Here is a 22,507-nt window from a genome sequence, read left to right as displayed (position 1 = left end):
TTGGGGTCATTATAAGCGATATAACACGCAGATTGCGGCTCTTAATGAAAATCACAAGCCCCATTTTTTCTTTTTTTAGGTGTCTCTGGCAGGCACTCTGGGCTGTCGGCACTGGTCAATTCCAAAAGAGTGACACCCAGCGCGATGGAAAGCTTTTGGAAATAGATGATTCCTGGATTTTTACGTTTGCCAGATTCGATTTCACTGATGGCTGACTGAGGGACTTTTGATATATTTGCTAATTGGTTTTGGGATAAGCCTTTGCTTTCTCGCAATAACAGCAATTGCTTTCCGATAGTACTCATTTCACCACCTCCAATATGGATACAATCTAATTCTATCCTTTTAAGTATCAATGTCAATACTTAAAAGGATAGTGAATGCTAAAAATATTTATGCTACATTAGCCATACGAATCCATATAACAAAGCATAGCAGTGAAATGTCAATGGAAAAACTAAAAAAATGGAAAAAGGATAACGGGAAATTAGAAGTTGGTCTAAAAAAGGGCATACCAAATAAGACTCACCTTCTACTAATTTATGTAAGGGGTGAGACGCTTGCTCTCCGGTAGATCTAATACTATTTTATTATGAGGAGCACCATTATGAATATAGGGCAAAAAATAAAAGAAATTCGGGAAGCTCAAAACATAAGCATGAATAGTCTGTCAAAAATATGCGAAGTGTCGCAGGCGAATTTAAGCCGCATTGAAAGTGGACAACAGCAACCAGCTTTTGATACATTGGAGCGGATTATTACTGCTTTAGGTTTTACTCTTGTTGATTTTTTTTCAACAGACAACTCCGAATTAGAACCAGATTTAAAGCGTTTGCTTGCTATTATTCGAACATTAAAACCTCAACAGAAATGGGCTTTGCAGGTATTTTTAGAAGAGATGAAAAAGTGAACTCGTTTCAGCAAAGCTAAAACATTGGGGATTCAGGTGAAGAGTCTACTCCACCTGAATTAACGCCGCCTGTAGAGGCGGGAGTCTTGACTCACGGAATAAGATAATTGGTTGGTGCCAGCGCAGTTAATATCTATAAAAAGGGTGGTAAACAAGGAAATGAGCGTAAATGGTTAATGATATTACAGTCACTTTATATAAATGCAAAAAGCATGCCAAATGACATGCTTTTGTTGGTTATTAGTATTGGATATTTGCGTAGATCCTGGATAATAGCCACTATAAAAAATGAAAAACGGCAATTTATAATTATTTGTTATGGTATATAGTAGCATTTAGATAAAAGAAGAGATTGCCAAAAGCTTCATCAGTGAGAAGTTTTTGTGGGAAGTTTTTGTAATTATTCTATTATGGTTCATTTTTATTGCGCATTTCTTCCAGGCGATAGGATAAGGCTCTGCGGGAAATCCCCAAATAATTGGCTGTTGCTGATTGATTGTTATTATGGGCATCAAGAATTTTGCGGATGATGTCTTCGGTATATTTTTTCAGCGGATATCCCTGAGCCGGAATGGGAAGCTCCAGAACATTGCGGCGGTCAGGCAGGGAAGAATTTCGCTCGTGTTTTTGCTGCAATAGTCCCAAAATGTGTTCCGGCTTTAGTTCTTTATCATTATAGGCAAAGGTGGCATATTCAATAATGTTCCGTAATTCCCGGATATTGCCGGGCCAGTTATATTCTTCCATAATCCTGGCTGTTTGCGGAGCAATTGTGGCAAACTGCTTCTTTTTGTGTCGTGAAAACTCCTGTAAGAACATAGTGGCCATCGGCAGAATTTCCTCTTTACGTTTTCTCAGTGGCGGAATGACAATATGCGCAACTTTCAGGCGGAAATATAGATCTTTCCGGAAAGTCCCCTGTTCGACACCTTGCTCCAAGGGTATATTGGTTGCGCAGATAAGGCGGATATTAGTTTTAATTTTTTTCAAACCACCTACCCGGTAAAATTCTTTTTCTTGCAGTACACGGAGTAATTTTCCCTGTAAATCAGAAGGAATTTCACCGATTTCATCAAGCAGCAAGGTCCCACTATGCGCTAAATCGAATTTGCCTTTTGCCCCTTTGGCCATACTGCCGGTGAAAGAACCTGCCTCATAGCCGAAAAGTTCGCTCTCAAAAAGAGTCGGGGCTAGTGCCGCGCAATTAATATCTACAAATGGGGTGGTACTCAGGAGATCAAAGCTGCTTCCATAGTGAATCAGCTTGGCAATTACTTCTTTGCCGGTGCCAGTCTCACCCTCAATTAAGACCGGAATGGAGCGGTCTAAGTGCAGTTGCTCGGCTTGGCGAAAAATCGCCTGCATATATTCTGAAAAAACACCTACTGAACCAATAATAGATTCTGCTACAATTTGTTTTATCTGGACAAGTTCACGCCGGGTTTCTTCGGTTGCAGCATGTACTTCGTCGTGAAAGCGTTCTGTCAGGTTTTTATTTTCCCGCAAAAGTGCCTGGTGTTCGGCAACCCGCTCAATGACCGAAGCAAGTTCTTCCGGATTTACGGGTTTTGTCAGATAATCATAGACTCCTGCACGTAATGCGGTAACCGCCGAGTTTAAGTCAGCATAGCCTGTGAAGAGAACAATATCGGTTTGCCAGCTATTAGGCAGCTTTTTAATAGCTTTAGCCAGTTCAATGCCAGACAAGCCTGGCATCTGAATATCTGATAATACCATAGGGTAATCATCGGTGGAAAATTTATCCAAAGCTTCCGCGCCATTGGCGCATTCTGTTACTTCATGGTTCTGGTGCTTTAAAAACCACAGCATAGCCTGGCGGCTATGCTGTTCATCGTCTATGAGCAAAATCTTCATTCGATATCCCACCTTGTTGCTAAAACTTAGTTACGTTTTTACATTCGCATTTTTTTAAGCATACTGGCAAGGAGGTCAGTTTGAACCGAAATTTTTTCCATGCAGTCGGAAAGTTCTTCATCAGGCAGCTTTTCTCCCTGCTTTAGTAAAAAGAGGATACCGCCGGCAATCATTTTTATCGAATTAAGCGGCTGATTAAGATCATGAAATAATTCTGCCGGCATTTGGGCTAGAGAAGCAGGTGCGGTTTCTATTTGCGGCAGGTTAGCTAATGCAGCCAGAACTGTTTCGGCAAAGTTTTCATCTTTTAGAATATAGGTAATTCCCAGACTGGTTGCTTTTCGGGCAATGATTTCATCGGTTTCACTGGTTAAAATCAGATACAGCAGGTCAGGATATTCCGTATGGATTTGTTCAAAGAGTGTAAGTCCATCGGTATCCGGCAAATACATATCAGAGATAATGCCACCATATTTATTGCAATTGTGCAGCTTTTGCAAGGCTTCTGTACCGCTCTCGACACCGGTAACTTCATAGTTCTCTGTTTCCAGGGTTAAGGCAATCATTTCCCGCATGAAGCTGTCATCTTCAATAAGCAGCAATTTTATCGGAGGCTTGTTTGTAGGTTTATCCATGGTTCATCCCTTTCAAACGTACTAACCGATTACATTTTTCAATGTTTCAATGAGGTTAGTTTGATCAAAGGCACCTTTAACAATATAGGCATTGGCACCAACCTGAATACCCCGCCGCTTATCTTCCGCCTTTTCGCGGGAGGTTACAATTATCACCGGAATTTGTCGATACCGCTCATCTTGACGTAAATGCGAAGTAAGGCTGAAGCCATCAAGCTGAGGCATTTCGACATCGGTTATAACAGCATCATATACTTTTTTGTCAGTTTTTTCAATAGCATCCAGCCCGTCTTCGGCCAAATCCACCTGGTAGCCATAGGACTCTAGAATGCTTTTTACAATATCCCTGGTGTTGGCAGAATCATCGACAACCAGAATGGTTTTGGATTGTTTTTGCGAGTCAGTTTTTGAAGAAATACCTGCAGGCAGCTTATTTTGGCGAGCCTGCTTTAGTAGTGCTGTGACTCCGAGCACACTAATTATTTCATCATTGCTGCCAACAGTAAAACCGGAAAGCAACGCAAGTGACGCTAGCGCTGAAGGTAAAGGTTTTATAACCATGTCGGCTTCACTTATGATAGTATCGACAATTAGACCTAGTCTTTCCGCGCCGGCTGCCAGTAAGATAATCAACAGCTCAGATCGTTCATGCGCTGCGGTTTGCGGGCAACTCAAAATAGTCTCAAGTTCCTCCAGGGGGACAATTTGCTCACGTATGCGCAGGGCGCGTTTGCTGACAACATGGATAACCTGGCTGGCAGGTACCATTACTATTTCCTGAACCGAGTAGGTGGGTATGGCGAAGGTGTGATTGGCTGCTGCTACAAGTAACATTCGTGAAAGTGCCAGCGTGATGGGAACTTTCAGCAAAAATGTAGTTCCTTTTCCGGCGCGTGTCTGGATTCTGACTGAGCCCTTAAGCTTCTCGGTAATTGTTTGTTTGACAACGTTCATTCCTACACCGCGCCCGGATATGTCGGTAATAATGGGACTTGTGCTAAAACCAGATAAAAAGAGTAAATCCAGTAATTCGATTTCTGTAAGGGTATTCACAGCATCTTCAGTTAGCAGCCGTTTCTTTACAGCTGTCGTTTTTATCTGATCTAGCGAGATGCCTGCGCCGTCATCATGGAGAACAATAGTGACTCCTCCTGAATCGTAAAAAGCGGATAACCGGATGATTCCACATGGTTTTTTACCTGCTATAACCCGGTCTTGCGGCAATTCGATACCGTGGTCAACGGCATTGCGAACCATATGGAGCAGACAATCACCCAAATGCTCAATAATTTTACGATCAAGTTCGGTATTGCCGCCTTCCACTTGAAACTCAATTTCTTTGCCTGTTGTGCGAGTAAGATCTCTAACTACACGGTTGATTTTATCAAAAACGGTTGCTAGCGGCAGCATTCGTATTTTCAAAGACCGTTCCTGCAGGTCAGCAGTCAGAAGGTTTTCGATTACCGCGTCATTGCGCAGGGAATCCTGGAATTTCGACAATTGACTGTGTATAGCGGCTAATGTAGTTGCCAATTCATTGCGAACCGGTTCGGTCTGTGCAGTGGTAAGAGTTTGGTAAGAGGCTAACGCAAGACTTGTTGTTGATAATCGCATGATATCGCGTACGATACTGGCTTGCTGTTTCTTGCGGTATTGAAAAGAAACGACTTCTCCCATCAGCTGGATTAATTCATCTAACCGCTCTGCACGTATTTGGACAAAATTATGGGTGATGTTTGCAGCGTCATCCTGGATATGATCTTCGGTAACTTTTGCAGAAGTCTGATCTGGGCATTTTTCCTGGTTCTCAGCGGTATCTTTATGCAGAAATTGTTCTAGTTCAAAGCAGACCGGAGGCAATGATTCCGGCAAGGGGGCCAGAGCAGCAACGGCAGCAAGTAGTTGGCGAATCGTGTCAACGCCTTTTAATAAAAGATCTATTACTTCTTGGGAAAGGCGGCTTTGTCCATTTCTCAGCAGCTCTAAAACATCTTCCATTCGGTGGGCTACTGTTGAGATACCTGTTAATTTTAGCATTCGGGCGGCACCCTTTATCGTGTGCGCAGCCCGAAAAACTGAATCAAGAATCTCTGGGGAAAAGCCGCGTGCCTCTAATGTGAGTAATTCTTTTTCAATTTGGTTACAATGTTTCGCGGCTTCTGCGGTAAATTTAACCGAAAGAAGTTTGATATTTAATGACATAATGCCATACCGCCTCTCCTTCAGTAGGGATTTAGTGGTCAAGCCTGCAATTTTGTTATATTGTGCTGGCATAATTGGATAAAGTTATCAAGTTGGAATGGTACTAGAAAAAAGCTTAATCCGTGTTTTTCAAAGTTGCCTTGCTTGAGTATTTTCATAGCCAATTCATATTCCCGTTTGGCGTAGGGGGCTTCTTCCGGCAGCTGATACATTTCAGCCAAAAAGAAATGAGCCAGCCAACATTCGGGATACACATACACCGCTTCCTTAAAGCGCTTAATAGCCTCGGCCTGCTGTCCGGTAAGTTTTGCTGCCATGCCAAGCAGCAGATAGGCTTCCAGGCAAAAGGTATCCAGCATCAGTGCCGTCTGACACAGTTCTATAGCTGTGTCAACACATTGAAGATTAAGGAGAATATTGGCTTTTAAGGTATAAGCCTTAATGAAAAAGGAATCAACGGCAAGGATTTCGTTCAGGCGGCTAATGGCCTCAGGATATTTTTTCAATTTCACTAATTCCAGTGCAGCTGTGAACCGTTCTTGGCAGCGAGTGCCTTTGTCAGTTAATGGCAGCGGCGAGTGCCGCTTACTCTTACTGGTTGCTAAGCTGGAACGATTTGTTTGCAGTGCAGGTTTAGGTGACTGTTTCTTTAGTTGTAAGGCGGAAATTTGCCTTGGCTGGCCAACAGCCAGGTACTGTTTATTTATTGCAGTTATTTTTCTGGTAGCAGCAGCGCGGTCAACAACTATTTCAGCAGCTTGTTTTTGGTAATAAAATACGTCATCATTTTTAACCAGTGATAGTAGCTTATTATTGTGATATAAAGTTTCCGTACAGCTTAGAAACAAGCTGCCGTCAGTTTTTAGCAACTCAGACAAACGACGAAAGACTTCTTGCTGTTGTTCTTTAGAGAAATAAATGGAGACATTCCGATAAAATACGATGTCCATGTTTTGCATCCAGTCCGGATACGCTTGCGCAAATAAGTTTAGCGACTCAAACCGTACTTTTTTTTTGATATGGCTTTTAATCATATAACTTTCTTTGGCTACGTGATCAAAGCAATTTTCACAGATATCTCTGGGACAGGAGCGAAAAGAATATAAGCCATATATACCGGCTTGCGCCTTTTTTATGGCTTCTTTATCCACATCAACACCGATTACTTCAAAGTCCCAGTCAATTCCCGCGCCAGGTATTGAAAGAGCAGCTATCGCCATAGAATAGGCTTCTTCGCCTGTTGAGCAACCGGCACTCAACAGGCGAAGAAAAGGAGCTTGACTTCCGTTTTTTATTAACCGCGGAATGGCTTGCTTACTCATAATAGAAAGGTGTGTTGGTTCGCGGAAAAAATAAGTCTCATGAACGGTTAACAGGTTAATAAGCAGCAATAGTTCTTCTTCCTGCTGCTGCACTAACTGCAGATACTCGTCGATAGTAGAAATTTTACATACTTCCATACGTTCTTGTAGAGCTTCTTGCAGCGGTTTCAGTCGTTGTTGGCGAAACTCCAGCCCATACCGCTGGTTGATGAGCAGGCTGAGTTTTTCTAAATCAAGCGTTGGCAGCATAGCTGGCTTTATTATCATAAGGTCAGCACCTTAGTCAATGTGGACGCTATATCTTTTTCCGCCACAATAAAATCGGCTAAACCAGCTTCAATTACGAGTCTGGGCATGTTATAGATGAGTGAAGTTTGTTTATTTTGGGCTATGGTAATGCCGCCGGCAGCTTTGATGGCTTGCATTCCCTTAACCCCGTCTTGCCCCATGCCTGTCAGAATAATGCCTACTGCTCCCTTGCGGTAGGCATGCGCTACGGAAGCAAGCAACCTATCGCAGGAGGGATGATAGATATTCCCGGGTGAATAGGGCAATAGTTCTATGTTGCCATCTACATCCAACTGCACGTTATGTTCCGGCGGGGCAATTAATACTCTCCCTGGAAGCAAAGGCTCGGATTGCGACGCCACCTTTACGGTAAGCGGTGTTTTATAATCAAGCCAGTCTGCCAGCGCTTCGGCAAAACCTTCAGAAATATGCTGGGCGATAACAATCGGAGCCGGAAAATCAGCAGATAGTTGGGAGAGTATGGCTTCCAATACCTTTGCGCCACCAAGTGAGGAGGCTATAGCTACTGCTTTAGAGCGGCGGTTTGCCCCAGCCTTTGCAATGATATGTTTTGGTGCTGCTTGCCTGTTGCCGGTGATATGCCTGATTACTTTTACCCCGGCCAGTAATTTTATTTTATGAATAAATTGCCGGTAATTTGTGGAATCAATACTGGGTTTTTCGACTACCTCCAAGGCTCCTCTGCTTACTGCTTCGTACGCTAAATGAGCATCGCCATAGGCGGTGACAACCAGAATCGGAGTAGGGTTATTCTGCATAATAACTTCAATGGCTTCTAAGCCATCCATGACAGGCATGGCGATATCCATAATAATAAGATTAGGACGCAGCAGGAAAGCCTGCTTGCTTGCTTCTTCACCATTAGCGGCTTCGCCGACTACCTTGATGTCGGCTTCCTCTGCTAAGAGTCCAATTATAAATTCCCGTACAATCGGGCAATCGTCAACGATAAGTACCCTGATAGCGTTCTTATGAGCATCCATAAAATAAATCCCCGCCTAACTGCTGACTTAATCAGCTGTTGCCACCTTTTTACCATGTTCAACGACAAGATCCAGTTCCTCGGCTAAATTAGCCAATTCTTTACTAATTGTTTTTATCTGCTGTATCATCGTTGTATTGTCGGTTGTTCCCTGCTTAATTTGCCTTAATGCCGTCAGTACCTGCTCGCCGGCGGTTTGCTGCTGCTGGATAGAAAGAACAATTTGCTGGACTGCATCGGTTGTCTGATCGGCTGCATTCTCTATGTCATAGATAATAGAAACAGTGCGTTCCGAATAGGCCATCCCTTCTTCAATTCCTTTAGTATTCTTTTCAGAAGCAACTACCTGCCGGCTTACAGCTGCTACAATTTCATTGCTTTTAGTTTCGATCTCTTTTGTTGATTCCATGACACTATCGGCCAGGCGTCTGATTTCTAAAGCAACTACCCCAAACCGTTTGCCAGCTTCCCCGGCGCTGGCTGCTTCCAGCGCGGCGTTAAAGGCAATCAGGCGAGTCTGACTCGCAATATTATTGATAAACTCCATGATTTTGGTAACTTCTTTGGACTTATGACCTAAGGCAACAATCTCCTGAATATTTACTTGATTATCGTTATAGATTTCCTTCATTTTTTCCATCAAGGCCTCGACTTCAGCAACGCCTTGCCGGGTTCTTTGCAACGTTTGCGCAGCACTATCGGCTACTCCCTGGCTATGATTGCTAATTAAAATAGCTGATGACGAAAATTCCTCCATAGTTGCGGAAATCTCACTTACCGAAGAGGAAAGCTCAATGGAAAAGCTGGCCTGGGTTGTCACAGTTTCATCCATTTTTGTCGCATAGGTATTTACTTTTGTAATGGCTCCGGTCAATGGCCGGGTTATATAACGATTAAGGAAGAAACCGGCTGCAGCAATAATAAGTACAAGAGCAAAAGCTGCTATCAACAAATATCTTTGCACCGTAGTCCATGCCTCTTGTTGAATATCGCGTTCTTCTTTATGGACAGCCGCCGCTACATCATCGAGATATACGCCTGTTACTACCAGCCAGTTCCACTTGCCGATGATCTTGCCATACGATAATTTGGGTTCGGTTTTTGAGGAACCTGGTTTTAGCCAGGTATACTGGATTGTACCTTCACCTTTTTCTTTGCATTGTTCAAGCAGCTTCAGCAAAAAGGCTTGATTATCGGCATCTTTTATCGTTGTTAAAGACTGCCCTTCCAGGGGTTGATCAATATGGACAGCCAGACTGCCATTGGTATTGATAACCAAAAAGTACCCGTCAACACCATAGCGGGCATTGCGCACAAATTGTTTTGCCTCGTCCTCTGTCATTAAGGAAGCAGCACTGGAAATTGCTTCAACAAGATTTTTCATGTTATCTGTTTTTTGCTTATAAAGCATATCCTGGTATTCACGCAACCGGACTTCACCGCGCTGAAGTGTGCCAGTAACAGAAACATAGGATAATACGGCCACTAAACAACACATGAAAAGCGCCATAAGTCCAATTATTTTTACCTTAAGACTACTGTTCATTTATATTCGCTCCTTGTGACTGCACCGTATATCTCTTTATCGATAGTACGTGTGAGTTGTTTAAATAGTTGATTTTTGTAAAAGTCAATCAGTATGATTAGGTTATTTTCCTGCGGTAAAAGTCCCCATACACCTTTATTTCCCGCGGCTGCAGTCAGAATATCAGGCAGTTTACGAATATCGCTGACTTTGCATGTTGCCACCTCGTCAGGCTCAGTAATGAGGATTGGTGTTTGCAGTTTCTGCTTGATGAGCAGCATTTTTGAATAGTGGCAATTCGCAAAAGGACCTGCTGCCAGCAGTTGTTCAAAACCTACAGCAGATTCGGTTGGATCAAAATTTGTCAAATAAGCAATTTGCTCAATATCAATTCCATAGCGCCTGTCACCTAGCGAAATGATCAATAGTCGGAGTTCATTTTGGCACATATCTATAGCCACGTTAGGAATTTACCTTTTCTATAAGTAAAGAAGCGTCCAGGACTGTTACCAGGTTGCGTCTATATTCAAACTGACTTGATGCAAAACGCTTGAAACGTTCATCCAGGGTTGACAGTACTTGTTTAGTTGCAGAATTAGGTACCTCCACAACATCTATGATAGTATCCACCAGAAATCCATTTCGCCCGTCACCAGACCGTACCATTACTATGAAAGCAGCACCTGTTGTCTCATAATTAGCCTCATTCATACCGAGTATTTGTTTTAAATCAAGCACTGCAGCTACATCGCCGCGTAGGTTGATTACTCCTGGAATGTGCGCAGTTGCACCAGGAATCCATGTCAGCGCCGTATAGGGCAGTATTTCACGGGCTTGGCTGCCACAGAAGGAAAACAAATAGTCCCCCAGTTGAAAAATGAAGAAACTAACATTTGGTTCATCTATTTCAATAATCTTTTCGGTAAGGCTATGGGCATCAATTTGGCTTAAAATAGTGTCGCTTTTTAATGGTTTATCTGCCATCTTTCGCTTGTTCTCCCTCAATTATATATATTTCTCTATAATATAGCATGAAGCTGTTTTATTTTACTAGCATTTTTCGCAGGCAGAAGCAGCAAGAAATGTACAAAAATGACAGAGCAGAGCGCTTAGGAAGCCATTCCTAACTAGACGAAAGGCTAATTTGGTGGTAGTATGGTAACAATGCCCCTTTTCTATTTGTTCTAGGAAGGGGGCTTGGTCTATTAGCAAAAGGAGTTTGGATAACTATGAGTGCGATGAAATCAAATCTGCTGTTATTATTTGCGGCTGCTATCTGGGGTTTTGCCTTTGTAGCGCAACGGGTAGGCATGGAGCATGTAGGGCCTTTTACTTTTAATGGAATACGATTTGTACTGGGCAGTCTTTCGCTGTTGCCGCTGATTTTCTATTTTCAAAAAAAGCCGCAAGCATCACCCAAAATGAATGTCACGGGAGCATTGCTGCCAGGCTTTTTAGCCGGCTTGATTCTTTTTACGGCAGCCTCTTTGCAGCAAATTGGCCTTATTTATACGACCGCAGGCAAGGCCGCATTTGTTACTTGTTTATATATTGTACTTGTACCTATTTTGGGGATATTTCTGCAGCAGCGTGTTAGCAAGGCTACCTGGCTTAGCGCAGTGTTGGCCGTAGTAGGCTTGTATTTGCTATGTGTTAAAGAAAGTTTTTTTATTTCCTATGGCGATTTGCTGCAATTGATAGGTGCTTTATTCTGGTCGGTACATATTCTGCTGATTGATCACTTTGCCGATAGGGTTGATGTGCTGAAGTTGTCCTTTTTTCAGTTTGTTACCTGCGGTTTGCTGAGTATGGGTACGGCTTTTGGATTGGAGACTATAACTCTGGCGGGGCTTAGGGGGGCACTCATCCCCATCCTGTATGGCGGCTTTTGTTCAGTAGGAATTGCTTACACTTTGCAGGTGGTTGGCCAAAAACATTCTCCACCGGCACAGGCGGCCATTATTCTCAGTATGGAAACGGTTTTTGCCACTATTGGCGGTTTTTTGCTGCTGGATGAATGGCTGGGTTTTCAGGAACTAGTGGGCTGTGCCTTAATGTTGGCTGGCATGCTGTTAACCCAATTGCAGGGTGTCCAGTCTGTGGACAGAGTAGAGATGGCGGAGGAAGCGAATGGTAAAGGCTAGTTGGCAACATAGCTTTGCTATATATTCTGTAGTAAAGAAGTTTACAGGCCCAGGCGGGTGGAGTATTGACAACGATCCACCCCGCCTGCAAAATCTTCAACGCGTACTATAGGTAGTGGGGAATTGGAGGTATTGCTGTGGCGGGAGTGCAATTTTACCGTGATGCTGATTTGCCGTTTTTTGAGTTGAAACTATGTGATGCTGATCGTCTTTGTTATAAGAAGCATTCCCACGAGGAATATTCTTTAGGGGTAGTGGAAGCCGGTAATAGTTCTTTTTGGTATGAGGGCAAAACGACAAGGGTTAATCCCCAGACCTTTGTGCTCATTCCGCCTGGTCTGGTTCATTCCTGCAATCCGCAGCCGCATGACCAATGGAAGTACAAAATGCTTTTTATTGAAGCCGGTTGGATGCAGCAGTTCTTTGAAAATAAAGGATTACCTGCTTTGTGTCAACCAGTTGTGACAGGGCTTGCTGACTCTCAGTCTTATACTGCTCTGTGCAGCATGCTTGAGCGCCTGATTAAACCGATAAGCCCGCTGGAAAAAGAAGCAGGCATAATCGGTTTTTTTGAAGAACAGGCAGTTCAAGATATGGGATTTTGGAAAAAGTCCAGCAGATCAAAAGAATTGCCCAAACTAAAAATCATAAAAGAATATCTGGACAATAACTATTTAAGCAGAATTACATTGGCAGAGTTGGAACAAGTATCAGGTCTAAATAAGTTTACTATCATCCGTTCTTTCAAGGATGAATTCAGCATACCGCCCCATACGTATCAAACTCTGCTACGGGTTAATTGTGCTAAGAAATTGTTAAGGCAAAACGACCAGATAACAGAGGTGGCTTATAAAACCGGTTTCTATGATCAGAGCCACTTTCATAAAGTGTTCAAAAGCCATACAGGTGTAACGCCTGATAAATACAAAAGCGGTGAGGAGTCTTAACTCATCGGCTACGATCAATTTTTTACAATACGCCTGCCAGTTTTGCCGGTATGATAGATAAAAGAATAAGGAGGATGTTGTTATGCGGGAAAATAGGGCAAAGGCGCAGGTTGGCGAAGGTCTGAGGAATAAGAAATGTGTATTGGCTAACATACTGATGTTGATGACAATTCTCTTTTGGGGAGTATCTTATGTAAGCATCAAAATTACAGTTACCGAGGTGCCGCCTGTTACGACAGCGGCTATTCGCTTTGTAATTGCCTCAGTGGTACTGTGGTTGTTACTCAAACGGGTTGAGCCTGATGCCAAGCTGGCTAAGGCTGATATTTTATCGATGGTATTAGCTGGCTGTTTAGGCATTACGTTATATTTCTATTTTGAGAATATTGGTATAAAATTGACGACAGCTGCCAATGCCTCACTGATAGTGACAATTATCCCTATTCTGGCAATTGGCTTGGATATACTATTTTTTGGCGCAAGAGTATCGGTAATAAAGCTAATCGCAATAGCCATTGCGATTGCCGGTGCCTATCTTTCGGTAACAGCCAATGGTCAGCTTGATTTAAATTCTGCCAATTTTGCGGGAAATCTGTTTGTGGTGGGAGCTATGTTGTCCTGGACTTTCTATACACTTGTTAATAAATCACTACAGAATAGGTATTCAGGAATGTGCATGACAACCTATCAAACAATGATTGGTACAATATTTCTCATTCCATTATCCTTTACAGAACGCAGCGACTGGCAGATGCTTTCACTGACTGCATGGGGGCATATATTATTTTTGTCAATATGCTGTTCGGTGCTTGGTTATCTATTTTATATGTATGTGCTAAAGCAGTTAGATGTTGCTATTACCACGCTGTATCTTAATCTGGTTCCTGTTGTGGGTGTAATTAGCGGCTATTTTATCTTAGGGGAACGTGTGCTGCCTATTCAGATTGCCGGTGGCGCAGTAACCTTATTGGCCATTATCGTTATGAATTGGGAAAGAGCAAGGCAGGAAAGAATTGGTGAAAATGCAGTCGAGGGGGTATAAGCTTGGTTTGTGGCAAGCGTTTAGAAGAAAATTTCCGTAAGCTGGCAGCTATTGGGGCGCAGGCCGACGGCGGCATTACGCGTTTGGCCTTTAGTGATGCCGATTGGGAGGCAAGGGAATTCATTATTGAGCTCATGAAACAGGCCGGACTTGTTGTTCGCGTTGACGGATTTGGTAATCTTATTGGCCGGCGGGAAGGCACCGATAATGCAGCGCCTGTTGTCATGCTGGGGTCACATATTGACAGTGTGCCAAATGGCGGCAACTTTGACGGCGTGCTGGGAGTATTGGCTGCCATCGAAGTAGTCCAATGTTTGCAAGCGGCGGGAACACAAACCTATCATCCCATTGAGGTTGTGGTATTCATGGCCGAAGAGTCCAGCCGTTTTGGCATGGCGACAATGGGGAGTAAGGCTTTTTGTGGTGAACTGTTGCCAGCTCAGTTGGAGCAACTTATGGACAAACAGGGCATGACGCTGATCGAAGCTATGCGGCAGCGGGGGCTAGACCCTGAGCAGGTTGCTGCTGCGAGGTATACTGGTGCGATTAAGGCTTTTTTTGAACTACATATTGAGCAGGGTACGGTGCTGGAGAACGCAGGCGAGCAGATTGGTATTATCACCGGGATTGCGGCACCGACCCGCTTTAAAGTAGTGGTCAATGGACAGGCAGACCATTCTGGGGCTACGCCTATGAATATGCGGCAAGATGCCTTAACAGCGGCGGCCGAGATAATACTGCTGGTGGAAAAGCTGGCAGGCCAGGAAGCTCATAACGGTACTGTGGGTACGGTGGGTATGATTACGGCTGAGCCAGGAGTTATGAACGTTATCCCCGGACGTGTTGAACTGGGAATTGATATTCGTGGCATTATTGCAACTAGCAAACAACAGGTAATACAAGAATTGACAGCAGGCGTGGGGGAAATAAAAAAACGCCGTGGCGTGACAATAACTAGTAGTACACTTACTGATGAAAAACCTGTTGAAATTTCCCGGGAAATAGTCGAATTCTTACAGGGCATAGCAAAAGACGGGCAGTATGCCAGCAGGCTGATGCCCAGCAGTGCCGGCCATGATGCCATGCATTTGGCTGGGATTGCTCCTGCAGGGATGTTGTTTATACCCTGCAAAGACGGAATTAGTCACAATCCGGCAGAATGGGCCAATATCAGGGATATTACCGCCGGTACCCAGGTGTTGTTCATGGCAGTGAGCAAACTGGCTGCCAAGGAAGGACAAAAACCATAAATATATGAGGCTGGTATCCCCACCCGGGAAGGTGTAATGCCGGAAAAGGCTCTGCCTTGGCTGGTCCAGCTGTGAGCCAGGCATTAATAAGTATTCTATTACGTTATACATAAGGAGAAACTATGTATAACGTAATAGATAGTTTTTTTATTCCCTCTTGAATTTTTTTAACAAATTGGTATATAATATAAATGAGCATATGCTCAAAAGAGAGGTTGATAGTTTGTGCCAAGGCAGCGTTGTTGTGGATTAATTGATGAAGAACCATTCTGTAGAAAATTTTCCCCTGAGGTTGAGTGCGGGAAAAAGCCGGTTGTTGTGCAACTGGAAGAATTGGAAGCAATCCGCCTGAAAGATATCAGGGATTTTGAGCAAGCTATTTGTGCGTCGATGATGGGCTTATCCAGACCAACGTTTCAAAGAATCCTATATTCTGCCAGGCAAAAAATCGCAACGGCGTTAGTGGAAGGCAGAGCTATTATTATTGAGGGAGGGAATTATGTTATGAAAAATCGGGTTTTCGAATGTGTGGATTGTCATCATGTATGGGAGGTAGCTCCATGTACTGAAGGTGGAAAACATGGTTACGAAATTGCCTGTCCCCAATGTGGCAGCATGAAAAAAATGAAGTTGGACAATGGAGTTAAACATGCCTGTGGTGGTGCACAGCACCAGCATGGTCAAGGCGGTTGCTGCGGTCACTAACCGCATAAGTTAACCTTTCCATCTGGGCAAGAAGAATCACCTAAACTCTTTCGAATTTAGAGTTTAGGTGGTTCTTCTTTACTATGTTCAAGTCTGCAATTTTTATAATCTTAAAGAGTAAAAATGGCATGTAACAGAACCAGAAAATATCGGTGAAGCCTGTAAATATAAGGAAGTCCACTTTTGAGATGCCTAGGGTGTCCTGCGGGTTAGAAAGAAAAATTACACGTAGTATTTGTTAGTTGCGATACTTAATTCGCATTTCTCTTTTTTTGCCTTTGTCGAGGCCAAACTGGCAAGATTAATAAGATTAGAAATTGTACGGAATATATTCTGCGAGCTCTCTTGCGTCTCTTTTCTTTCTACAATGCCTGCTGATACTGTAACGGATATATTTTTATGAAACGTATAATGGGAAATTATTCTTAATAGATTTTGGGCAAAAATGCAGCACTTATCAATATAATACGGGGTAAGCACTAAAAATTCATCGCCGCCAAATCTAGATACATATGTTTGTTCTGTCATATTGGTTTTTAGGAGTGTTCCTAGCTCCTTTAATATGATGTCTCCGGCGATATGACCGTGCTCTTTATCAATAAGGCCAAAATTATTAACATCAAAAAATGCAAGAGACATTCCTTGATTACTTTCGATTAATCGCGTAGCGTTATAATAGATAAAATCGCTTTTAGGAAGCTCTGTTAAAAGGTCAGTGTGCTTTCCCAACTCAACCTCTAAGAGTGATTTCGTAATGATGCCTACAAGGTGATTGTTGTCCAGAACCAATAGCAGATCAGTATTGTTAGTATCAAAAACTTCTTTGGCTTTCCATATAGATGAACGAGCATCAATATAGACAATGTGATCTGACATGGCATCAGCGGCAATCCTGTTGGGATGTGCTTGCAGTAAATTTTTGTATGTTAACACCCCGACAATTTGGTTGTCTTCCATTACAGGGAAGCCATCGCATTGATTTTCAGAAACAAGACTTTGAATATAACGCAGACCGTCGAGTACATCAACTATAAAATATTTTTTTATCATTATATCAAATACATATCGGATCATATTTCTATTGATTTGCTAACAATAATAGTAATATTAAGCTGTACCTTTAGTATCATTGTTTCGTTAGCAATTTTTTCTCCCTCTTCTAAAACTAGCGATACTAATTTATCTTGAGGCAACATATTGAGTAAGGACTTTCTTACGACAATCGCTTCAATAGCCGGGTGCTCTGTTTTTCTTATTTCATATTGATCGGGTGATAAAATGTTTACCATTCTTTTTGCTGCCTCCGGACCGATGGGTGACTTCCTTCCGATGATTAATACATCCTGCATGGGAGGAATTTCAAATTCGGATAAGCGCATGCTTATTTCTACTTTTTTACTGCTTTCTGTAGGATTGCTCATGACGTTTGCCCCCTTTTCACTGAAAAGATAGTTAACCTTCGTGTTGACTAAATCAGAAAATCTAATGTCACTTTTGTAATAGTTTATATAACCCTGCCCAAGTAGGGGGGATATCATCCTGTAAAACTCAACCTCATGTATAAAAAAAGCAGGCCAACGCCTGAGTGCATAATTTATGAATTATTATAACAGCAGCCTAGAAAGCAGTATTGTAATGTTCAAAATATATATCTATGCATATCTATGCAGGCTTTTTTGAGACAGCTTTGCAAATGGAAGCATTTTGTCATTATGTAAAAATATATTATATATTTTTACATAGATTTTAATGAAATGTCAAGGAATAATTAGGTATTTAGACCTAGAACCTTGGGACTTTTTTACCACCGAGGGAATGTATGGCAAATATAAAGTATTTCTTAAAAGCAAGATAAGGGCAACATGGGCTTCTGCTTTGTCAAAGGCTCATAGCAAGCCGTGTCTGCAATTTTAATAATCTTAAAGTTTAAGAAGTGACGTAGTTAACGATTTTGTATTATAATAGTATTGTCATTAAGCAAATGGGAATAATTGCCGTAAAACAAAAGCCAAATACTTCAAAATGTAAGCTATGCGAAAGGAGAGATTGCCTTGCGAATGACTATTGATACCAAATTGATTCTACTTACTGTTCCGATACTGCTTATAAGTATATTAGTTCAGTTATTTGCTTATTTTATCTTTACAGATACCAGCCAAAGTATGAGGGAATCTGCCAAGAACTCTCAAATTCAGAAGCAAATCGCTAAAACCCGGCTAACGTTAGAACAAGTCTTAATGCCTGCAAATGATTATTTAATTACAGGTGATGTGACGGAACGGAAAAACTTTGAGGAATTGTCAGAGCAACTAGAAACCAATCTCCGGGACTTAGAAAATCTGTCACTGACTCCAGCGGAGTTGACCATTGTCCAGGAGTTTAGGCGCGAATGGCAGGAAATAAAACCAGATGCTGTTCAAATTTTGAATCTTGCCAATCCAGTGGGTAATTTTGCTGGTGGGAATATCATGGAAAGAATGGATGTCAAAACAGAACGAGCTTCAGGAGAAATTGATAAACTGGATCAAATTTATGAAAACCAGGCAGCGAGCAGCTACCAGCAGGCCGAAGATAATAGAGGAAAAGTTGTTGTAGGGTTTGCAATTAATACGCTGGTGATTGTGTTGCTAGTAATTGGTTCAGGGTATTATGCGATCACGCGGATAGTTCGTCCATTACGGGAAGTAGCTGGCTTAATTGAAGATTTGGGAGATTCCGGCGGTGATCTAACTAGACGGATACACAGCAAAACAGGCGACGAGATTGAAGACATTGCCAATGCTACCAATAAGCTGGTGGCAAGTACACAGACAATGATTGGTAAAATCGGTCAGGTTACAACCAATCTGTATGCGGTAACGCAGAATGTTGCTGCTCAGTGCCAGGTAGTTTTACTCTCCAATGAACAACTGACTAGTAGTATTGCTGATGTTGCTAAAGGCAGTTCAGAACAAGCTGAGGGTTCTCAGTCTCTCACGGCCCAGGTGGAAATATTGGCAAATGCGGTTAATGCTTTAAACTCGTTGAATGAAGCCACATCTGCTCAGGAGTTAATAACAAAAAATAAGATTGAAGTTTCTAACTCACTGCTCAAGCAAGTTGAGGTCACTATGGATGAGATCAGTTCCCAAAGCAGCAGTGTCCAGCTACACATAGCCAAATTGGAAAATATGTCTGGAGAGATTACGCAGATTGTTGAAGTAATCACTGCTATTGCCCAGCAGACGTCGTTGTTGGCCCTGAATGCTGCAATTGAAGCGGCCCGTGCAGGTGAACAAGGGCGAGGCTTTGCTGTCGTCGCTGACGAAGTAAGAAAGCTGGCAGAACAAAGCGAGCAATCGGCAAGCGAAATTGCTCAGGTAGTAAATAACATTCAGCAGGAAATCGGTACTGCGGTAACTTTTACTGTCGAAAATGCAACGGCGGCGAAAAAGGGAATAGAAGCGTCGAATGCTATCTGTAAGGCGATTACCGATATCCAAGAAGCTGTGAATAAGATTGGTATGCAATTGACCAATGTCAGAGAAAAGATAGTCATCCTTGATACAGTCGCTGATGTAACCGTAGCAGCTACTCAAAATATTTCGGCTGTTTGCCAGCAGAATGCCGCTATGGCCCAAGAAGTGTCAGCGTTGGCAGAACAGCAGTCCAGTTCGCTTAAAGATGTAATGGCCGAAAATCAAGTAATTACTGCGGAAACAGGTGTATTAAATAATATGATTCACAAGTTTACCTATTAAGTTATGACATTGTGGTACAAAAGGCCAACGTTATTTGCTTTAGTCGAGGGAGCAGATAACGTTTTCATATGTAGATTAATCATTACCATGATAAAATGAATAGTATGTGTTAAGAATAAAGAAAGTAATACGAGATTGTACACTGAAAGTGATGGAAAGGAGTCAATATGAAACCTGCGATGTTGGAAAAATATGCTCAATTGGTAGTTAAAACAGGGATAAATATTCAGCAAAATCAGACGCTCGTCATCTCTTCGCCACTGGAATGCGCTCCCTTTGCCAGAAGCATTGCCGCGTTTGCCTATAAGGCTGGTGCCAGAGAGGTGGTTATGAATTGGAAAGATGAGTTATCTTCCAAAATTAAGTTTTTGCAGGCACCTGATGAGATATTTGATGAATTCCCTGAATGGCAGAAGGAATTTTATCTTTTTTATGCCCGCCAGGGTGCGGCCTTTATTACTATTGCTGCTTCTGATCCGGAATTATTAAAGGATGTAAATCCCGAGCGGGTAGTTAGGGTGCAAAAGGCCGGTAATACGGCACTTAAAGAGTATCGTGAACGTATGATGAGTAACAAAAATGCCTGGAGTGTTGTGTCAATACCTACTCAGGCCTGGGCGCAGAAGGTATTCCCCGGGGTATCTGCTGAGGAAGCTATGGAAGCGTTATGGACGGCCATTTTCAAGGCCGTGCGGGTGGACACTGATGATCCGGTTGCTGCGTGGCAGGAACACAGCCGTCAGCTAAAACAAAGTATGGATTATCTAAATTCCCATAAATTCAAGCTGCTCCACTATAAAAACTCCTTGGGTACTGATTTAAGGGTAGAATTGCCAGCTGGGCACTTATGGCTTGGCGGGCCGGAATACACAGCTGATGGTATTGAGTTTGTTGCCAATATGCCGACAGAAGAGGTGTTTACTCTTCCGAAAAAGTCGGGTGTCAATGGTGTGGTAGTGAGTTCAAAGCCGCTCAATTATAATGGGACACTGATTGATAACTTTTCACTAACCTTTAAAGACGGGCGCATTGTTGACTGTAAGGCGGCGCAGGGGTATGAGGTGCTTAAAAAGCTTATAGAAACAGATAAAGGCTCATATTATCTGGGTGAGGTAGCCCTTGTTCCCGCTGATTCCCCCATCTCCAATGCCAATATTTTGTTTTATAATACATTATTTGACGAAAATGCCTCCTGCCATTTGGCTATCGGCAAGGCATATCCTATCTGTCTGGAAAACGGGGTTACAATGAACCAGACAGAATTAGAGCAAGCCGGAGCTAATGACTCCATGGTACATGTTGATTTTATGATTGGTACAGTCGATTTGGAGATAACCGGGACAACAGCAACAGGAGAGATTATCCCGGTATTTAAAAACGGTAATTTTGTTAATGGCTAAAAAACAGGAAGTCACAGAGTAGTTCTGTGGCTTCCTGTTTTTTGTTTATACATATTTCGTTTTGGTTATTTTCTAAAGCCGCCTGATTTATAGCGTGATTTGCCACCGGCAGAGGCGGGTTTTCTACTTTCCGAAGGTCTGCGTTTGCCGCCGCCGTAGGAACGGCTGCGTAACGGTGCTTCTTCAGTAATCTTAATGGGTGTACAGTCTGGCTCTTTGGTTAATAGTTTTAGAGCGGCTGACAGCAGGGAAACAGAATCTGTTTCGGTGAGCAGCTCTTCGGCCCGGCCGCGGTATTGCTCAAGCCCGCCGTCTTCAATCTGATTGAGTAATTTTTCAACAGCTAAGCGTTGCTGGCCCTCAATAGCCTCAGTAACGGTTGGTACAGGCATTCGCACAATCTTGCGCTTGGTGAGCCGTTCAATGGACCGCAAATGGTCTAGTTCCCGGGGGATAACAAAGGTCATGGCCAGACCGGTTTGACCGGCACGGCCTGTACGGCCAACCCGGTGCACATAGCTTTCCGGATCCTGGGGAATATCAAAGTTGTAAACATGGGTGACACCGCTGACGTCTAAGCCGCGGGCAGCCACATCGGTAGCGACGAGAATATCAATAGTACCTTCGCGGAATTGGCGCAGGACGGAATCACGTTTGGCTTGGGTAAGGTCGCCGTGAATGCCTTCAGCTGAATAACCACGCTTTTTCAATCCTTCGGTCAGTTCATCTACCCGGCGTTTAGTTCTGCCGAAAACAATCGACAGTTCTGGTGACTGGATATCCAGGAGGCGACAGAACACGTCGAATTTTTGTCTGTCAAGCACTTCCATATAATACTGCTCAATAAGTGGAACAGTTACTTCTTTGGACTTAATGCTGATAAGTGCCGGATCCTTCAAAAATCGCTGGGCCAAGTTTTGAATTTGACGAGGCATGGTAGCCGAAAAGAGCAAAGTTTGGCGGGAATCGGGCGTAGCACTCAAAATCTTTTCAATATCTTCGATGAAGCCCATGTTGAGCATTTCATCGCCTTCGTCCATAACCACCATTTTGATATCGCTAAGCTTAATGGTACGGCGATCCATATGGTCCATCAGCCGGCCGGGAGTAGCGACAATAATTTGCGGTCTTCTTTGTAAAGATCTAATTTGACGCTGAATATCCTGTCCGCCATAGATAGGGAGGGTCCGTACATTTGAGAACTGTCCAAGCTTGTTGAGTTCTTCGGCCACTTGAATGCACAGTTCACGGGTCGGGGTTAACACAATGCCGAAAGTTGCCCCAACACTTTTGCCGATGTTTTCTAATAAGGGAATGCCGAATGCGGCTGTTTTACCTGTACCGGTTTGGGCCTGTCCAACCAAATCTTTACCTGTAAGTAATATCGGGATAGCCTGTTCCTGAATAGGTGTCGGTTCTTCAAAGCCCATATCGCTAAGGGCGCGTATTGTTAAATCGCTAATTCCTAGCTCTTTAAATTTTTCCAATTAGTGTAGCCTCCTCTGGCTCTGTAAATCAT

General features: G+C 43.0%; 21 protein-coding genes. 9 read left to right on the top strand and 12 right to left on the bottom strand.

Annotated features, from left to right (window positions below):
- Nucleotides 1-41: 41 nt before the first annotated feature.
- Nucleotides 42-305, bottom strand: a complete 264-nt coding sequence (locus SALPA_RS06700) for a helix-turn-helix domain-containing protein (protein WP_145091338.1) — start codon at nucleotides 303-305, stop codon at nucleotides 42-44.
- A 302-nt stretch (nucleotides 306-607) separates the two neighbouring features.
- Between SALPA_RS06700 and SALPA_RS06695 the strand changes: the two genes are divergently transcribed.
- Both SALPA_RS06695 and SALPA_RS30190 read left to right on the top strand, forming a co-directional pair.
- Complete coding sequence (locus SALPA_RS06695) at nucleotides 608-910, top strand: helix-turn-helix domain-containing protein (RefSeq protein ID WP_186450947.1); 303 nt, start codon at nucleotides 608-610, stop codon at nucleotides 908-910.
- Nucleotides 911-1,017: 107 nt separating this feature from the next.
- Nucleotides 1,018-1,239, top strand: coding sequence for a hypothetical protein (locus tag SALPA_RS30190; RefSeq protein WP_222427890.1), 222 nt, complete (start codon nucleotides 1,018-1,020; stop codon nucleotides 1,237-1,239).
- A gap of 79 nt (nucleotides 1,240-1,318) precedes the next feature.
- Here the strand turns inward: SALPA_RS30190 and SALPA_RS06690 are convergent, their stop codons facing one another.
- Genes SALPA_RS06690 through SALPA_RS06655 form a run of 8 tightly spaced genes read right to left on the bottom strand, consistent with a single transcriptional unit; the run spans nucleotide 1,319 to nucleotide 10,744 of the window.
- A complete protein-coding gene (locus SALPA_RS06690) occupies nucleotides 1,319-2,785 on the bottom strand; it encodes a sigma-54 dependent transcriptional regulator (protein WP_145091333.1) in 1,467 nt (488 codons plus the stop codon).
- Nucleotides 2,786-2,823: 38 nt separating this feature from the next.
- Complete coding sequence (locus tag SALPA_RS06685; protein WP_145091330.1) at nucleotides 2,824-3,420, bottom strand: response regulator; 597 nt, start codon at nucleotides 3,418-3,420, stop codon at nucleotides 2,824-2,826.
- Nucleotides 3,421-3,441: 21 nt separating this feature from the next.
- A complete protein-coding gene (locus SALPA_RS06680) occupies nucleotides 3,442-5,622 on the bottom strand; it encodes a hybrid sensor histidine kinase/response regulator (protein WP_186450946.1) in 2,181 nt (726 codons plus the stop codon).
- 38 nt (nucleotides 5,623-5,660) lie between these two features.
- Entirely contained in the window at nucleotides 5,661-7,211 is a 1,551-nt protein-coding gene (locus SALPA_RS06675) for a protein-glutamate O-methyltransferase CheR (RefSeq protein WP_145091324.1), read from the bottom strand.
- A complete protein-coding gene (gene cheB, locus SALPA_RS06670; protein ID WP_145091321.1) occupies nucleotides 7,208-8,236 on the bottom strand; it encodes a chemotaxis-specific protein-glutamate methyltransferase CheB in 1,029 nt (342 codons plus the stop codon). Before cheB ends, SALPA_RS06675 begins: the two co-directional genes overlap by 4 nt.
- A gap of 27 nt (nucleotides 8,237-8,263) precedes the next feature.
- Complete coding sequence (locus tag SALPA_RS06665) at nucleotides 8,264-9,781, bottom strand: methyl-accepting chemotaxis protein (protein WP_145091317.1); 1,518 nt, start codon at nucleotides 9,779-9,781, stop codon at nucleotides 8,264-8,266.
- Complete coding sequence (locus tag SALPA_RS06660) at nucleotides 9,778-10,209, bottom strand: hypothetical protein (RefSeq protein WP_145091314.1); 432 nt, start codon at nucleotides 10,207-10,209, stop codon at nucleotides 9,778-9,780. Before SALPA_RS06660 ends, SALPA_RS06665 begins: the two co-directional genes overlap by 4 nt.
- A gap of 13 nt (nucleotides 10,210-10,222) precedes the next feature.
- A complete protein-coding gene (locus SALPA_RS06655; RefSeq protein WP_145091311.1) occupies nucleotides 10,223-10,744 on the bottom strand; it encodes a chemotaxis protein CheW in 522 nt (173 codons plus the stop codon).
- 245 nt (nucleotides 10,745-10,989) lie between these two features.
- On the opposite strand from SALPA_RS06655, the gene SALPA_RS06650 reads away from it, so the two are divergent.
- From SALPA_RS06650 to SALPA_RS06630, 5 genes are all read left to right on the top strand, one after another.
- Nucleotides 10,990-11,904, top strand: a complete 915-nt coding sequence (locus tag SALPA_RS06650) for a DMT family transporter (RefSeq protein ID WP_145091308.1) — start codon at nucleotides 10,990-10,992, stop codon at nucleotides 11,902-11,904.
- A gap of 137 nt (nucleotides 11,905-12,041) precedes the next feature.
- A complete protein-coding gene (locus SALPA_RS06645; protein ID WP_145091305.1) occupies nucleotides 12,042-12,851 on the top strand; it encodes an AraC family transcriptional regulator in 810 nt (269 codons plus the stop codon).
- 82 nt (nucleotides 12,852-12,933) lie between these two features.
- Nucleotides 12,934-13,893, top strand: coding sequence for a DMT family transporter (locus SALPA_RS06640; protein WP_145091302.1), 960 nt, complete (start codon nucleotides 12,934-12,936; stop codon nucleotides 13,891-13,893).
- Between the two features lie 2 nt (nucleotides 13,894-13,895).
- Nucleotides 13,896-15,143, top strand: coding sequence for a M20 family metallo-hydrolase (locus SALPA_RS06635; RefSeq protein ID WP_145091300.1), 1,248 nt, complete (start codon nucleotides 13,896-13,898; stop codon nucleotides 15,141-15,143).
- A 225-nt stretch (nucleotides 15,144-15,368) separates the two neighbouring features.
- Nucleotides 15,369-15,848 (top strand): DUF134 domain-containing protein, encoded by a 480-nt coding sequence (locus tag SALPA_RS06630; RefSeq protein WP_021169443.1) that lies wholly within the window; start codon nucleotides 15,369-15,371, stop codon nucleotides 15,846-15,848.
- Between the two features lie 222 nt (nucleotides 15,849-16,070).
- Here SALPA_RS06630 and SALPA_RS06625 read toward each other — a convergent pair whose 3' ends face one another.
- Nucleotides 16,071-16,922 (bottom strand): GGDEF domain-containing protein, encoded by an 852-nt coding sequence (locus SALPA_RS06625; protein WP_145091297.1) that lies wholly within the window; start codon nucleotides 16,920-16,922, stop codon nucleotides 16,071-16,073.
- Nucleotides 16,919-17,269 carry a hypothetical protein gene (locus SALPA_RS06620; protein ID WP_145091295.1) on the bottom strand — a complete coding sequence of 117 codons (351 nt, stop codon included), beginning with the start codon at nucleotides 17,267-17,269 and terminating at the stop codon, nucleotides 16,919-16,921. The genes SALPA_RS06625 and SALPA_RS06620 overlap by 4 nt, the downstream gene beginning before the upstream one ends.
- 636 nt (nucleotides 17,270-17,905) lie before the next feature.
- Between SALPA_RS06620 and SALPA_RS06615 the strand changes: the two genes are divergently transcribed.
- Both SALPA_RS06615 and SALPA_RS06610 read left to right on the top strand, forming a co-directional pair.
- A complete protein-coding gene (locus SALPA_RS06615) occupies nucleotides 17,906-19,588 on the top strand; it encodes a methyl-accepting chemotaxis protein (RefSeq protein ID WP_186450944.1) in 1,683 nt (560 codons plus the stop codon).
- A 167-nt stretch (nucleotides 19,589-19,755) separates the two neighbouring features.
- Nucleotides 19,756-20,988: an aminopeptidase gene (locus SALPA_RS06610; RefSeq protein WP_145091291.1), complete on the top strand. Its 1,233-nt coding sequence runs from the start codon at nucleotides 19,756-19,758 to the stop codon at nucleotides 20,986-20,988.
- A gap of 65 nt (nucleotides 20,989-21,053) precedes the next feature.
- Here the strand turns inward: SALPA_RS06610 and SALPA_RS06605 are convergent, their stop codons facing one another.
- Nucleotides 21,054-22,475, bottom strand: coding sequence for a DEAD/DEAH box helicase (locus SALPA_RS06605; RefSeq protein WP_145091289.1), 1,422 nt, complete (start codon nucleotides 22,473-22,475; stop codon nucleotides 21,054-21,056).
- Nucleotides 22,476-22,507: the final 32 nt, after the last annotated feature.

The sequence above is a fragment of the Sporomusa sp. KB1 genome (genome assembly GCF_007830295.1).
Lineage (GTDB): Bacteria > Bacillota > Negativicutes > Sporomusales > Sporomusaceae > Sporomusa.
The sequence above is the reverse complement of the archived record's forward strand: the minus strand, read 5'-3'. Positions and strand labels throughout refer to the sequence as shown.